The sequence below is a fragment of the Cylindrospermopsis curvispora GIHE-G1 genome, assembly GCF_014489415.1.
In the GTDB taxonomy this organism is placed as follows: Bacteria; Cyanobacteriota; Cyanobacteriia; order Cyanobacteriales; family Nostocaceae; genus Raphidiopsis; species Raphidiopsis curvispora_A.
The window spans coordinates 3,364,691-3,379,216 of the sequence record NZ_CP060822.1 but is presented as its reverse complement, the minus strand read 5'-3'; the positions used below and the strand labels follow the sequence as shown (position 1 = coordinate 3,379,216).

The 14,526-nt window shown below is 38.4% G+C and carries 15 protein-coding genes; 4 read left to right on the top strand and 11 right to left on the bottom strand.

Annotated features, from left to right (window positions below):
- A complete protein-coding gene (locus IAR63_RS15055) occupies window positions 1-1,410 on the bottom strand; it encodes a sensor histidine kinase (protein WP_187705835.1) in 1,410 nt (469 codons plus the stop codon).
- A 193-nt stretch (window positions 1,411-1,603) separates the two neighbouring features.
- Here IAR63_RS15055 and ppk1 point away from each other — a divergent pair, with 193 nt between their 5' ends.
- Window positions 1,604-3,799, top strand: a complete 2,196-nt coding sequence (ppk1, locus tag IAR63_RS15050) for a polyphosphate kinase 1 (protein WP_187705834.1) — start codon at window positions 1,604-1,606, stop codon at window positions 3,797-3,799.
- A gap of 66 nt (window positions 3,800-3,865) precedes the next feature.
- Here ppk1 and IAR63_RS15045 read toward each other — a convergent pair whose 3' ends face one another.
- Entirely contained in the window at window positions 3,866-4,048 is a 183-nt protein-coding gene (locus IAR63_RS15045; protein ID WP_187705833.1) for a hypothetical protein, read from the bottom strand.
- A gap of 147 nt (window positions 4,049-4,195) precedes the next feature.
- Here IAR63_RS15045 and IAR63_RS15040 point away from each other — a divergent pair, with 147 nt between their 5' ends.
- Complete coding sequence (locus IAR63_RS15040) at window positions 4,196-4,750, top strand: DUF2854 domain-containing protein (protein WP_096547198.1); 555 nt, start codon at window positions 4,196-4,198, stop codon at window positions 4,748-4,750.
- Window positions 4,751-4,768: 18 nt separating this feature from the next.
- Here IAR63_RS15040 and IAR63_RS15035 read toward each other — a convergent pair whose 3' ends face one another.
- Window positions 4,769-5,029, bottom strand: coding sequence for a CRR7 family NDH-1 assembly protein (locus IAR63_RS15035; RefSeq protein ID WP_187705832.1), 261 nt, complete (start codon window positions 5,027-5,029; stop codon window positions 4,769-4,771).
- Between the two features lie 37 nt (window positions 5,030-5,066).
- Window positions 5,067-6,272, bottom strand: a complete 1,206-nt coding sequence (locus IAR63_RS15030) for a histidine kinase (RefSeq protein ID WP_187707490.1) — start codon at window positions 6,270-6,272, stop codon at window positions 5,067-5,069.
- 353 nt (window positions 6,273-6,625) lie between these two features.
- Between IAR63_RS15030 and IAR63_RS15025 the strand changes: the two genes are divergently transcribed.
- Both IAR63_RS15025 and IAR63_RS15020 read left to right on the top strand, forming a co-directional pair.
- Complete coding sequence (locus IAR63_RS15025; RefSeq protein ID WP_187705831.1) at window positions 6,626-8,029, top strand: S-layer homology domain-containing protein; 1,404 nt, start codon at window positions 6,626-6,628, stop codon at window positions 8,027-8,029.
- Window positions 8,030-8,113: 84 nt separating this feature from the next.
- Window positions 8,114-8,545 (top strand): hypothetical protein, encoded by a 432-nt coding sequence (locus IAR63_RS15020; RefSeq protein WP_187705830.1) that lies wholly within the window; start codon window positions 8,114-8,116, stop codon window positions 8,543-8,545.
- A 48-nt stretch (window positions 8,546-8,593) separates the two neighbouring features.
- On the opposite strand, the gene IAR63_RS15015 is transcribed toward IAR63_RS15020, so the two are convergent.
- The 7 genes from IAR63_RS15015 to IAR63_RS14985 all read right to left on the bottom strand — a co-directional run bounded on the left by IAR63_RS15015 (window position 8,594) and on the right by IAR63_RS14985 (window position 14,460).
- Window positions 8,594-8,872 (bottom strand): YggT family protein, encoded by a 279-nt coding sequence (locus IAR63_RS15015; RefSeq protein WP_006275964.1) that lies wholly within the window; start codon window positions 8,870-8,872, stop codon window positions 8,594-8,596.
- Window positions 8,873-8,900: 28 nt separating this feature from the next.
- Complete coding sequence (locus IAR63_RS15010; protein WP_187705829.1) at window positions 8,901-9,239, bottom strand: ssl2009 family thylakoid membrane protein; 339 nt, start codon at window positions 9,237-9,239, stop codon at window positions 8,901-8,903.
- Window positions 9,240-9,281: 42 nt separating this feature from the next.
- The gene (upp, locus tag IAR63_RS15005) at window positions 9,282-9,932 is read right to left on the bottom strand and encodes a uracil phosphoribosyltransferase (RefSeq protein WP_187705828.1); all 651 of its coding nucleotides are present in this window, start codon (window positions 9,930-9,932) and stop codon (window positions 9,282-9,284) included.
- 86 nt (window positions 9,933-10,018) lie between these two features.
- Window positions 10,019-10,996 carry a hypothetical protein gene (locus IAR63_RS15000; RefSeq protein ID WP_181406979.1) on the bottom strand — a complete coding sequence of 326 codons (978 nt, stop codon included), beginning with the start codon at window positions 10,994-10,996 and terminating at the stop codon, window positions 10,019-10,021.
- A gap of 68 nt (window positions 10,997-11,064) precedes the next feature.
- On the bottom strand, window positions 11,065-12,024 hold the full coding sequence (locus tag IAR63_RS14995) for a hypothetical protein (protein WP_115538199.1): 960 nt from the start codon (window positions 12,022-12,024) through the stop codon (window positions 11,065-11,067).
- Between the two features lie 106 nt (window positions 12,025-12,130).
- Window positions 12,131-13,561: a hypothetical protein gene (locus IAR63_RS14990; protein ID WP_187705827.1), complete on the bottom strand. Its 1,431-nt coding sequence runs from the start codon at window positions 13,559-13,561 to the stop codon at window positions 12,131-12,133.
- Window positions 13,562-13,587: 26 nt separating this feature from the next.
- Complete coding sequence (locus tag IAR63_RS14985; protein ID WP_141302879.1) at window positions 13,588-14,460, bottom strand: zinc ribbon domain-containing protein; 873 nt, start codon at window positions 14,458-14,460, stop codon at window positions 13,588-13,590.
- Window positions 14,461-14,526 lie beyond the last annotated feature (66 nt).

Here is a 14,526-nt window from a genome sequence, read left to right as displayed (position 1 = left end):
TTAACTACCCAGAGGTAAATGAACAACAAAAGTGGTCCCCTGACCAGGAATACTGTGAACCTTAATTTCCCCTTGATGTTGTTCTACAATGGTATGGACAATAGCTAAACCTAAACCCGATCCGGTGGTAGCGTCTCGTTGGGAGCGAGCTGGATCCACGCGATAAAATCTATCGAATAGTTTTGGTAAGGATTCCCTAGGAATACCTACTCCCGTATCAATCACTTTAATTTGTAAGCAAGGACCAGGCATTGTCAAAACTCGTGCCAATTCTACTTGCACTTTTCCTTCCCTGGGAGTATATTGTAGGGCGTTACTAATCAAATTAGTGCACAACCTACCTAGTTGATCCCAGTTTCCCATGAGAGTGAACCAGTTTTCCCGTAATATGGGGTCAGTTTCCAACGGAGGATCCACAAGGATTAAACTAAGGGAAACTTGTTTTTCTGTAGCTACAAGTTCTTGTTCTTCCACCACTTCCATTAACAGAGCATCCATGGGACAGGGTGAAAATAAGTTATGACTCATACCACTATCTTGTCTAGCAAGAAACAACAAATCGTTGACCAACCTGCCTAAACGCTGAGTTAATCTTTCAACTAACTGCAGTTGTTGACGATAATGGGAATAATTATGTTCACAGTCATGAGCAGTGTAAGAATTTTCCGATTCCAAATCAGCTAATGCAACTTGGACATTGGTTTGAATCAGAGCTATAGGACTTCTTAACTCATGGGAAGCATCAGCAGTAAACTGTTTCAACCGTTGATAGGAATCACCCACAGGTTCCATCGCTTTTCCAGACAAAAACCAACCACTAGCGCCCACAGAAATCACCATTAATCCTATACCCAAACCTAGATCTACAACCAACTTTCGACTTGGTTTAGTGACTTCAAACCAGGGGTGACTGACCCTCAAATAGCCTAAAACATGTCTTCCTATTTCCACTCGATGGGTCACCTGTCGCAGTAATAGCTCTGAGTTACCCCATCCTCCCATCACCCGCACAGTTTCACTGGTGTTCCCACGAATGGGAATTTGTAAGGGTTCGGAAAAGGTCGACCACCTTAACTCACCGGTAGGGGTAAACCATTCTAAATCAATATGATCGTCTTCATTTGTACTCGTATTATTGCGAAAGCTCGCTTCTATATTGACACTAATTGTGTCTTGTTGAGGTGTTATAACTCCTTGATGCCTTAATTTTAGTTGACTTGGTTCCAAGTTAACGTCTTGAATTACTAAAGAACGCTCTACTACCTCTACCACATGATTTAAAGTATCATCAATTCTCTCGATTAATGTGCTGCGGACATACCAATACACTCCAGTGGCAAACAAGAGTAGTAAAATAGCGGTGACAGCGGTGTACCAAAGAGCAAGACGACGACGAGTAGCTTGAAACATATACAGTGGATAATGACAAGCAGTTAACAATGACTCTTAACTAAGTAGGGAGGCACAATTTATATTTAATTCCACCCATCTACTTAGACAAATAATTAGGGGTTCTTAAATTTTTCTTAACCAAAGCTTAACATTATAATTGGATTAATTAACTACCAAGGAAATAGCAACATCTACTAGGTGATAAATAATTATGGCCAAGCTGAAAAAAAACAATCTTCCAGTTGTCAGTTTAGACGAACCAATTAATTTAAGTGACCCAGAATATTATATTAATAGAGAGTTAAGTTGGTTACAGTTTAATAGCAGGGTACTACATGAAGGATGCGATGAACGCACACCACTATTAGAGAGACTCAAATTTCTAGCTATTTTCAGCTCTAACCTGGATGAGTTTTTTATGGTGCGTGTTGCAGCACTAAAACAGCAAGTAGAAGCAAAGGTAGACCTTCTCACTCCTGATGGACGCACACCACAACAACAGCTAGATGATATCAGGTTACAATTAAACCCATTAGTGGCAAAACAGAACCAACAGTTTGAAGAAATACTACAACCTTTGTTAGCCAATCAAGGTATTCATATTATCAAATATATAGATATGAATCAGCAACAGAAGTTGTATCTGGATGAATATTTTAAAGAACAAATATTTCCCGTTCTCACCCCCTTAGCAGTGGATCCCAGTCATCCCTTTCCTTACATTTCTAATCTCAGCCTGAATTTGGCTGTGGTGGTCAAAAATCCAGAGACAGAAGAAGAATATTTTGCCCGGGTGAAAGTACCGAAAGTTCTACCAAGATTTATCCCTTTACCTTCCGAACTAGCAAGTCATAATGGTAGACCAATTCATTGGATTGGTGTACCTTTAGAACAGGCGATCGCCCATAATTTAGATCAATTATTTCCGGGGATGAACATTCAAGAATGCCATCCTTTTCGGATAACTCGAGATGCGGACTTAGAACTAGAAGAAGATGAAGCAGATGACCTATTACTAGCCATTGAACAAGAACTACGTAAAAGGCGTATGGGTGGGACACCGGTTCGATTAGAAATTCAATCACAAACACCGGAAAATTTACGTTCTCGGTTATTAGAAGACCTAGAATTGACTGGTAATGATGTTTACCAAGTAAATGGTTTACTAGGTTTGAGGGATCTAATGTATTTTATGGGATTACCATTGCCAGAACTGAAAGATCCTCCACGTCAATCAGTCATTCCTTCTCGGTTACAGCGGTTAAAAGAACCCTGTTTAGATCCCGATGTTTTAGAAACAGAAGATGGAAAAGATTTCTTTTCTGTAATTAGAGAAAAAGATTTATTAGTCCATCATCCCTATCAATCATTTTCCGGTACAGTAGAGCAATTTATTACCCATGCAGCATGGGATCCTCAAGTGTTAGCGATTAAGATGACATTGTATCGTACTTCTGGGGATTCACCCATAGTAAATGCCTTAATTGCTGCGGCTGAAAATGGTAAACAAGTGTCAGTTCTAGTGGAGTTAAAAGCCCGTTTTGATGAAGAAAATAATATCTACTGGGCCAGACGATTAGAAAAAGTTGGAGTTCATGTAGTTTATGGATTAGCGGGTTTGAAAACCCATAGTAAAATAGTGCTAGTAGTCAGGAGAGAAAAAGAGAAAATCTGTCGTTACGTCCATATTGGCACGGGTAATTATAACCCAAAAACAGCCAGACTATACACAGACCTAGGATTGTTTAGTTGTCGGGAAGAACTGGGTGCAGATCTGACCGATGTATTTAACTTCTTAACCGGTTATTCTCTGCAAAAAAACTATCGAGAGATATTAGTTGCTCCGGTGAATATGCGCAACCGCTTTTTAGAACTAATTCACAGGGAAATTACCAACGTACAAAATGGATTCTCTGGAAGGATCGTCGCCAAAATGAATGCGCTAGTTGATCCTGAAATCATTGCCACCCTATATACCGCCTCCCGTGCAGGGGTGCAAATCGACTTAATAGTTAGAGGTATATGCTGTTTAAGACCTGGAATGAAAGACATTAGTGATAATATTCGCATCATGAGCATTATTGGCCGATTTCTAGAACATTCTCGCATTTTTTACTTCCACAACAATGGTCAGGAAGAAATATATATCGGGAGTGCGGACTGGATGCGTCGCAATTTAGATCGGAGAGTGGAGGTTATTACACCAATTAGAGACCAAGAAATTGCCAAAGATCTACAAGAAATCCTCGGGATTATGTTAGCAGATAATCGTCAAGCTTGGGATTTACAACCCGATGGCAATTACATTCAAAGAACACCCAAAGATAACAGTTCAGAAGCTAACTCCCAAACCATTCTTGTGTCCATGAGCCAAAACAATTACCCAAAGCCGCTTATACAGAATTGAGAGTAAGTTCAAGTAAGCTAAAATAAACTAAAAATAGTATCCCCATTTCTACGTTATGTAGGTAATTTAATTCGTATTTTCATCCAAAAAGGTACGGTTAAACTCATCCAGGAGATCATCTAACTCTTCTAAAGCTTGATTAACATCAACCCTAAGAGTGCCCAAGTTAGGCTGTTCGAGTAAACCTAGTAGGTATTCGCGCTTGGTTTGCACTAGGGAGATTCTTTGCTTTATTGTTTCCAGATCCATAAGTTTTCCTCCTATTTTTAAATACTACTAGTTAAATTTATAGCTTATTACAGATTTCCTGAAAAAGCTAGATATGGTAAATCCCAGATAGTGCCCAGATAGTGTAGAATACTTGCCAATATCAATAAATGGTCAGCATCTAAAGTCATGTTCGGCAAAATCTCTTTGGGAACACTCGGTTTAACTGTAGGTAGTATATTAACCATTATGGGCTTTATAGCTTATGGGTTGGATAACGCGACCTTGAATTTGGTAGGGTTTTTTTATGGATTTCCCCTGTTATTAGGTGGTTTGGCACTCAAAGCTAATGAACTCCAACCAATACCCTTTAGTGAACCTACCACAGAGTCGGTATTGGAACTCAGGAAGCAGCAAGCTACTATTACCCAAAATAAAATCCGTAAAGATATTACAAGATTTTGCTACGGACAACAAGCCCATTTAGATAGGGCCCTTGACTATCTAGGCTTAAATCCCACGGACGAAGAACGCCCTGTAGTCACTGGTCTGCGAGAAACTTCCCTTGACGGTGCTTATTGTCTAATTCTAGAGTTTGACTCTCCCCTGATCCCTCTGGATACATGGTTGGAAAAACAAGAGAAAATGACTAAGTATTTTGCACCTAATGTTCATGTAAAAATCACTCAGCCCAATGAAGATAAAATTGAATTGGAATTAATTACTATAAACCATTCTAATTAATCTGATATCAAGACGCTTTTACTTTTCTAATCTGACAGCATACCATTGTAAATATCGCCCTGGTCCCAAATCTAATTCGCAGGTGGTATCAATCAAATGGTTCACCTGTTCTACCAAGGATCCAATTTTTCTCACATCTAAAGGTATATGTTCTATAGGCATTTGACTTAAAGTATTTTGCAACTTTTCTAACAATTCTAGCTTGGTCAAAAACTGTTCTTCTTGGTTAGTTTCCAGAACAACAAAATTTTCCTCTTCATACATTAATGGGTGTGGCATAGTTAAGAAATGATTAGAAAGATTGAGAATAGCTGAATTAAGATGGATATACTGGTAAAGTGAAATGAAACCAAGCACCACCATTAGGGGTAGAATCTACCCAAATCTGACCATAGTGGGCGCGGATAATACGTTGACATAGGGATAAACCAATGCCATAACCATCCGCTGCTTGATCTCGTTCCAGACGGAAATGATTTTCAAAAATGTGATCTCGGTTTTCATGGGGAATACCAGGACCCGTATCACCAATACTAAATTGTACCTTTTGTGTTGTCCGATGCAGTCCTGCTAAACTAATTTTCCCTTCTTTGGGTGTATACTTAATGGCATTGTCTAAGAGATTAATCAAAACTTGACGAATTCTTTCTGGGTCTGCATACACACAAGGCAGATCACACGGAAGATCGGTCTCTACTGTTTGAGACTTACCAACATAACGATCTCGTAATTCTTCTAGTACCTCAAAACTGAGTTTGCCCAATTCCAACCTTTGTGGTGCTATGTTAAAATCGTTATCGTTTTCGCGTCCAATTTCCAACAGATCGGCTATCATCCTATCAATAATCCGGGTTTGATGACGGGCCTGTTTGAGTAAATTTTCCGTCATGTTTGGTTTTAGGCGTTGAAACTGACCCAAATCTGGATTATAGTTAGATTGAAGAGTATCTATAGCTATGGCAGCAGCAGTCAAAGGGTTACGAAGGTCATGAGCTAGCATGGCTATGATACGCTCCTTAAATTGTAACTGTTCTTGAAGTTTTGCTTTTTCCTGGTTGAGGTAAAAAATCTGGTCTGACAACTTAATTAGCTCAGCAGAAAGGGCCACAGAATGTATAGTAGATGGGGGATGAATCATAGAAATATCTGGTTCTGGAAGTTCGTGTAGGTCTTTCTGTAAAGCTAGGGATGTATCTATGGCAGTTTGCCACCGTGGCCACCAATTTTGTAATTGGGCAATGATATTACTTCCAGCCAAAGTTTGTTGCGGTTCTGGATGGATTTTGACTAAAGCTGGTGTTGCAACCAGTCTGAAATGTTCTGCTAAATAGGGTTCCTGTCCGACATCAATGATTTGCAGATCAAAACTATAGTCTACTTCGAGATCTTGTAGGTATGCGCATATTCGTTGCACTTGTTGGCGAGACTTGGGTCTTCCATCAACAAAGAGCAACAGTTGGAGTGGAGCCTCAAAATGAATAGGCTGATCCTGGGAAACTTCCATGTAATCTTGTTTCAGCACTGGCAACAACCTGGCAACGCCTGAGAAATAGTAAAATACTGAGTTACTTGGGCAGAATTGTTTAAGTTCGACTAGTTTGTTCATCTCTAGTTTAGCACTCTAGATGTCCATAAATTCCATAAGTTAAAACTTATGGTTGGGGACAGGTTGTAAAGAGTTAGGAATTTCCCAGTGTGAGTAAGTAGGGAGGCACAATTATTTGTAGGATGGGTTGAGGAACTAAACCCATGCGGGCGTTGGGTTTCATACTTGAACCCAACCTACGTTCATCTTATATTTAATTCCACCCACCCACTTGAGAGGTTAAGGAATGCTAGTCTAGTAGTTGATATTAAACATACTTGTGATTTTCTGTGGTTATTTATAAACTTTCTACTACTTTTATTAGTATAGCTGTTTCGCTGTTTACCTTAACAGCCTGTGCTAACGCACCCGGTGCTAAAAACTGGGAACGTAATTTGGCTGGGGACTCCCGACTACAGGAGAGATCGGGACTTTTTGGTGTTCCTCAGCAGCAACAAACATCCCCGACACCTGTAGTTGGTTTACCTAGTGATTTTCCTAAAGTAATTCCCTTATATTCTAATGCTAAGTTAATAGAAGTTGAACTGGCACAAAATAAGTCACAAGACTCAACAAATTTAGCTAACTTGCCAGATCAAACTCAAAAATTGACTATAACTCGCTGGGAAAGCTCTGATCCCAGTAATATGATTGCCAGTTTCTATGCTAGCAAACTGCAAACAGAGAACTGGCAAATTTTACAAAAGCCAGGAAGTGATGGAGATGGTATTTTTGAAGCTCGGAAAACCGATCTATTATTAAAGGTGACTGTTAAACCTACAACGGTCACTAGTACCAGTGCAAATCAACCTGGAAGCTCCACTGAATTAACAATTGAATATCAGTTGAATAACAACTTAAACAACAGTGATTTAGGAGCCACTATAACGTCTCAACCTGAGCCATCCCCGACCATAACTGATTCAACCAACACCACTCAACAATCTACAGCGCAAATTGACTACAATCAAAATTTCCATCCTCTGGAATTTACCGATTTACCACAAGTACCATTAGAATGGAGAAAACCAATTGAGGATTTAGGCAAGTTGGGAGTTTTGTCCATAGATAATAAAGTGCTGGGGAATAATCAACAGACTAAAAACTATTCTGGGCAACCACAAAAACTGGAACCCAACAAAATAATTACACGTCGAGAGTTTGCTAGATGGTTACTAACTGGTAACAATGTGATCTATGCTAATAAGCAGGCTAAAAAAATCCGTTTACCATCCCCAGGTTCCCAACCCATCTTTAAAGATGTTCCACCCACTGATGTTGATTTTCCCTTTATTCAGGGTTTAGCAGAAGCTGGACTAATTGCCAGTCCTCTCTCAGGAGATGCAACGGAACTCTTGTTTCGTCCCGATGCACCTCTAACCAGGGAAAACCTCCTAATGTGGAAAGTTCCCTTAGACACTCGTCAATCTCTCCCCAATGCTAGTACGGAAGCGGTCAAGCAAACCTGGGGCTTTCAGGATACAGCAAAGATTGACCCAAAAGCTCTTAGAGCAGTCCTAGCTGACTTTCAAAATGGGGAACAATCAAATATTAGAAGGGTTTTTGGATATACAACCCTATTTCAGCCTAAAAAAGCTGTGACCAGAGGTGAAGCTGCTCTGACCATATCCTATTTTGGTTCTCAAGGTGAGGGAGTGTCAACCACGGAAGCACTAAAGTTAAAGAGTGAGTAAGTGGGTGGGTGGAATTAAGTACTAAGATGAACGTACAAATAATTGTGCCTCCCTACTTAATGGTGATTTACACAAGGTGTGTTTATGCGTTTAAGATCAGTTATCCTAGTCTTTTTTGTTTGTTTAACTAGTTTTCTTGGATTGATAATTACTCCATCAGCTTTAGCATTAACTAGTATTAAACTGTTCGATTTATCCTATCAAGATTGTCCTTCAGACCTAGCTCAAGGTGCTGTGGTTAGTGGTAGTTCCAGATTCGCTAACTGTTTTATCATCACAGGTAAGGCACAAAATGGCACTTACAAAACTGTTTATGATGCTGACGTATATGGTAGAATCTACGATGCGAACAATGATCCCATCTTACAAAACCGCTCCCGCTTGGGGTCAATTGCCCAAGTACCACCCGGTATCAGTAATTTTGAGTTAAGAATTTCCGTACCAGCTAATCAACCAACTCCACTCAAGTTGAAACAGTTTAAAGCATCAGGATTTAGCACTATGATCCGAAAATAGATCTATGCCTGTGTAAGTTTGGCATTACCTACTACAGACAATATTGGGCTAAAATCCCCCTAAAGAAGTTGCACGACTAAGGTTCTCCAATAAACTAGACACTATATTGAGTACCAAGAAGGCCAAAATAGGTGAAATATCAATACCTCCCAGGGAAGGAATGATGTTCCGGAATAGGTTGAGATAGGGGTCACTAACCTGACTTAGTGCAGCAAATGGCTGATTGTACCAGTTAATTTGTGGGAACCAGGTTAGCAGAACCCTGACAATTAGCACGTAGCTATAAATTTCCACAAAGGAGGCTAAAGTTTGGAAAAGTAAATACATAGTTAGCGGAGTTTTCTACCTTAAGTGATTATTCCTGAATGAACGAGGATTGAGAAGAAGTAGGGGAACTACTATTAACACTGTTTAATTGTTCTCGCACATCATCAATTGTAGCATTGAGCTGGGCAATTTTGTCTTCTAGAGACCGCCTTGCTGTTTCCATGGCTAGATCTTGACTAATTGCTGATTTCATCTGTTTTCTTCTCGTCCCACTTTTACCTACTTCTAAATCATCCGTGTTACCTCCATCCTCCGTCTCTACTGTTTCCCTTCTCGATGCTAATACAGTACCCAAAATGCCACCCACCACACCTCCAACAATTGTCCCCAGTAGAAAACCACTGCCAAACCCATCTTTCTGACTCATACTTTCACCGCCTTCAATAAGTAGTAGCTAATATGGTAGCTTTTAAGTACCAAAAATGCGATCGCCTGCATCTCCTAGTCCCGGCACAATGAATCCTTGGTTATCTAGGTTTTCATCAATAGTGGCACTGTATACGACCAATTGAGGATAAGTAGCATTTAGTCTTTGCAAAGCAGGTTTTGCCGCGATTACACAAACAATTCGAGTTAATGCTGGTTCCACACCTCTTTGTGTCAATTCTGCCATTGTTGCCATTATAGATCCTCCTGTGGCCAATATAGGATCGACAATTAAGACCCTAGTGTCGGGGGCAAATTTTTCCGGTAACTTATTGAGATAACAGGATGGCTCCAGGGTTTTTTCATCTCGGGTTAATCCCAAATGGTAAACACTAGCTAAGGGTAACACAGTTTGTGCTCCTTCCCATAAACCCAATCCCCCACGGAGAACGGGGACAACTGCTAAGGGTACTTGTGAATTGATAAAAGTAGCTGGGCATGGAGCTAAAGGTGTTTGAACTACGCTTTCTTGAGTAGGTAGCCATTCTCTAGTGGCTTCATAGGTTAACCACCTTCCTAATTCGGTAATAGCAGAGCGGAATAGCACTGAAGGGGTAGCTGCTTCACGAGCTACAGACAACCAGTGTTTAATTAAGGGATGGGGTGGGACATAAACAAGGAGTTGTGGTTTCATGGAAGAAATTGTTGAGTGGACAGGATCAAAAGTCTTCATAGTAGTATACAATAGGCATTTTAATCCGTGAAGACTTAATACTCTAGTTAATCTCTACTTGACCTGCTCTCTAAAGATTCTAAGCGTACCCTGAGTAAATCTATTTGGAGTCTAATATCTTGGGATCTCAACTGCTCCAGTTGGGAGCTAATATCATTTAATTGACGGTCTAACTGTCGATTAGCTCTCCTGAGTTCCAAATTGGTATTTGCTTGATTATCTCTTATTTCCCAAATAAGAGATTGCCAATCTTCCTGGGGGGTAACTTGTTCTAATTGAGATTTTATCTCATTTAACTGTCGGTCTAATTGTTGATTAGCTCTCATGAGTTCCAAATTGGTATTTGCTTGATTGTCTCTTATTTCGGATATAGAAGCTTGCCAGTCTCCCTGGGAAGAAATATGTTCTAATTGAGATTTTATCTTATTTAACTCCTGATGAATTTTCGAGATTTCCGAATTGGTATTTGTCTGATTATTCTGTATAGACTTGTGCAAAGATTTAGCCAGTGAATCTTTTCCACCATGATTAGTAAACTCTAAAATCCCCTTTTCCTCCATTTTCCATTCCCTTCCACTGGGTAAAGTCTGGAATCTTGCGGGTTTAATTAATAAATAATGATTATCTGTAGAAGGACTACCACCCTGAAAATCAAATACTTTAGCCATGCTTTTTAGTCTATAAATATAAGACTTAACCTCAATAGAGGGTATAACAAAAATGTTATCTTCATCCGAGACAATTAACCAATACTTACCATAGTCATCGGGTTGTAAAATAATGGGCTGGTCTCCATCCCGATAACTTGCATCAGTTAACTGTGTAACAATTGAGTTTCTGAGTAAAACCCCGGGTACTTCATTATAAACTTCTATTATTTCCTCTTCCGAGATATTTACGGGAATAATTTTTTCCATATTACAAGCACCAGTAACCATGACCGGGCCATTGTTTCTTGCATCAGCTGTAGATAGGTAGCTTTCTATCTTTTGAATTCTAGCGAGGATATCATCTGAATTAACCATTTTCCAACTCCAGTTATTTAAATTACCACGTAACTAAAACTAATTAGACCAGCTAAAATTATTATAGGTTAAAATTCTAACTCTCCCCGTTGAAATAGCTCCCATTTACTACCCTTTAAGAAAACGATTGCTGGATTAATCAACTTAAAACTTTTCCTACTATTGGGATCATATTTAATACATTCAAAAAACACAGATATAGCATCATAATTACGACTAGTAACTCTCATGTTAAATTTAGGAACAAGATAGATCATATTTCGTTGATTGATAATCCAATAATTACCCTGTCTGTTTTCTTCTAAAACAGGCCTAGTGTAACGACCAGAACGACGGTCACGAGCTGTAAGTTTAACCTCTGATACTCTAATTACCATATCAGCTAGCAACTTAACTTTGCCATTATACAGTGCTATTATAGGATTATCAAAAATATTGGGTCCTAATTTTGGTGTTTGATATGGTTGATCTGTTGGTGGTTTAGGTTGAGGAATTTCTTGTGGGATTTGCTGAGGAATTGGGGAGACTTGCTCACCATCAGACTTATCCGAGTTAGTTAAGTTATTGATTGTGTCCGTTAAGGTTTTTTGTCTAACTAGCACCACCTGTAATTGATTTTCCAAAGCATCGAGTCTTATCACACTACTCTTATGGTAGCGATAAATTATGTTAAAGTCTTTAATCAAATTTGGATTTTCTGTGACTTGAAATAATACAAATAAACAAATAAACATACCAGCACAACATAGCACAGCCACCATTATTATGACTTTTTCCATTTCATCTAATCTACTTTTAATTTCCGCAAGTTCCTTCGCATTATTATTTGGCTTAGGATCTACCTTGGTGGGTAAGGATTCAGGTGCTGGAGTATTACTATTAATAATCTTACTACTTAAAGTAGAAATCCGCTGCTTTAGGTCAAAATATTCCACCCAATCATCCACAGCACGAACATGGGGAAACAACAGTAATATGCTAGATAATGTGAGGGTGAGGTAAAAATGGTACTTCAAACGGTACTTCATAAGTTAGTTCCATATTGGTCATTTTTATGTTTGGGTTTATATATAAGTGGGTGGGTGGAATTAAATATAATATGAACGTAGGTTGGGTTGAAGTATGAAATATGGGTTAAAATTCCAACTCTCCCCGTTCAACTAACTCCCATTTGTCACCGGTTGAGGAAACTATTGCTGGACTAATCAGTCTAAAATCCTTAAAATCATTTATGCTCTTGGGATCATATTTAAAACACTCAAAAAATACAGATATAGTACTATAATTATGACTATTAATTCTGATGTCAAATTTAGGAACAAGATAGTTCACAGTACCTTCGATGATAACCCAATAATTACCCCGTTTAGTTTCTTCTAAAACAGGTTGAGTATAATGACCCAGACGACGCTCATAAGCTGTAAGTTTAGCCTCCGACACTGGAATTGCTCTATCAATTAGCACATTAGCCTTGTTGTTATAGAGTACAATAATAGGGTTTTCCAAATTATTGGGTGTGAATGGTAATTTCTGTGATTGATAACGTTTATCTACTGGTAGTTTAGGAGGTTCGGGAATTGAAACTTGCTCACCATTAAACCTATCTAAGTTACTTAAGTTATTGATTTTCTCAATTAAAGTTTTTTGCTTATCTCCTATCACCCCTAACTGGGTTTCTAAATCTTTGAACTTTTTCATACTATTATTGTTAGATTGATCAAGTCTGTTAAGTCGTTTGATCATTTCTGGATTTCCTATGATTTGAGACAATACATATATACAAACAAAAATACCGATGAAAAATATCAAACCTATGATTATTGCTGTTTTCTCCATTCCATCTAATCTACTTTTGAGTGCTGCGAGTTCTTTCGCATTATTATTGGGTTCATTATTATTTAACTTAGGATCCACTTTAGTGGAGGAACTTGGGATATTACTAATACTGTTAGTACTTAATACTGCTACTGATTTTATCCCAGTTTTACCAGTCAAAGATTGAATGGTTGTAATCTCCTTTTCTAACTGTTGGATTTTTGCATTAGTAAATTTCTCTATTTCTTCCTGTGTTGTTTTGCCAAAGTTTCCATAATATTTTTTGTTTACTTTTTTTTTGGCAAAAAACCCCAAATATTTTTGTATTCCAGTTACTCCTTTCGGTTCTAATCCCTTTTCCAAGTATTTGGTAGCACGCTCAAGTTCTTTAAGGATAGCATTACTCCTAGCAACCGGGGGAGATAAGAGGGGAGTTTGAGGTAAGGTAGGAATCTCTTGCTTCAGGTCATTAATTTGGGCAATAACCGCACGAGAGTTCAAATTTCCAGTATCTTTTTTATCTTGAACAAAATTCTTTAAATTCCGATTGAAGGATCTTACCGCATTTTTTAGACCTGTAAATTTTTCTAGGATATTCTGTTGCTGATTGACACCTATGGCAATATTAGTTACATTACCTGGTGGTGGATCTTTCACCAGATCATCTACAGCACGAACGGGAGAAACCAAGAGCAATATACTAGATAATGTGAGGGTCAGGTAAAAGTGCTGCTTCATAAGTTTATTCATAGTTTTTTTATAAAGTTTTGTCATTTTTATGTTTGGGTTTTAAACTGTAAGATTCCAGTGTCTTGTAATTGCCATTTTTCTTGATTAGGAATAGGGATAACCTTAGCAGGTTTAATTAAGATCATATCATCTAAACTTGCATGAGCATTGCCATCATAATTCCGACAATCAAATAACACTGATATAGTTTTATAACTATGCTGATTAATTTTGTACTTGTGTTTTAGCACGAGATATTGACCAGCAATAATCCAATAGTCTCCCCTACCCCTGTAATTCGCCTCAAAAACCGTTGGATCTTTGCCACCAGAACAACGACGAGATCTGCTTTCTTCCGTTTCGGAAACATCTATCTTATCCGGAAATTCCCCGTGATTATTATAATTCTCCACCAAACTATTTATTTCTGGGTCATCAATTTCATAGTTACTTACTTGTTCATCTTGCTTATAATCTCCAGGTGTATTTGATACTATTTGTGTTTGATCACCGAGAGAATAGTTACTTACTTGTTCATCCTGCTTATAATCTCCAGGTGTATTTGATACTATTTGTGTTTGATCACTGAGAGAGTAGTTTCCTTGGATTTTTTCGTTTATTTCCCGTAAAATACTCAAGATTTCTGGTAAGTTACTAGTATTATTCTGAATCTCCTCTACTTTTTTGGCCAGTAATGAATAATTTGTTGGTTCTAAAAGTGAATTTTTTTCCAACAACTCTAATTTTTTCCAGGTAGTTCTAGCCCAGTTTAGTATTTGCGCTGCAACTGGTGCTGGTTCCATGCAATCAACATCATGGGGTAATGGATCTAGAAACAAATGCCAACCACATTTTGGACAAAACTCACTTGTTTCTGTATTTCTATTATATTCATATCCACATAGGGGACAATCTTCCATCTTTAAACCTCCAAATTACATAAATGATAACCTTTGGGTAAAGGAGTGGGCAAACTAAATTGCCCA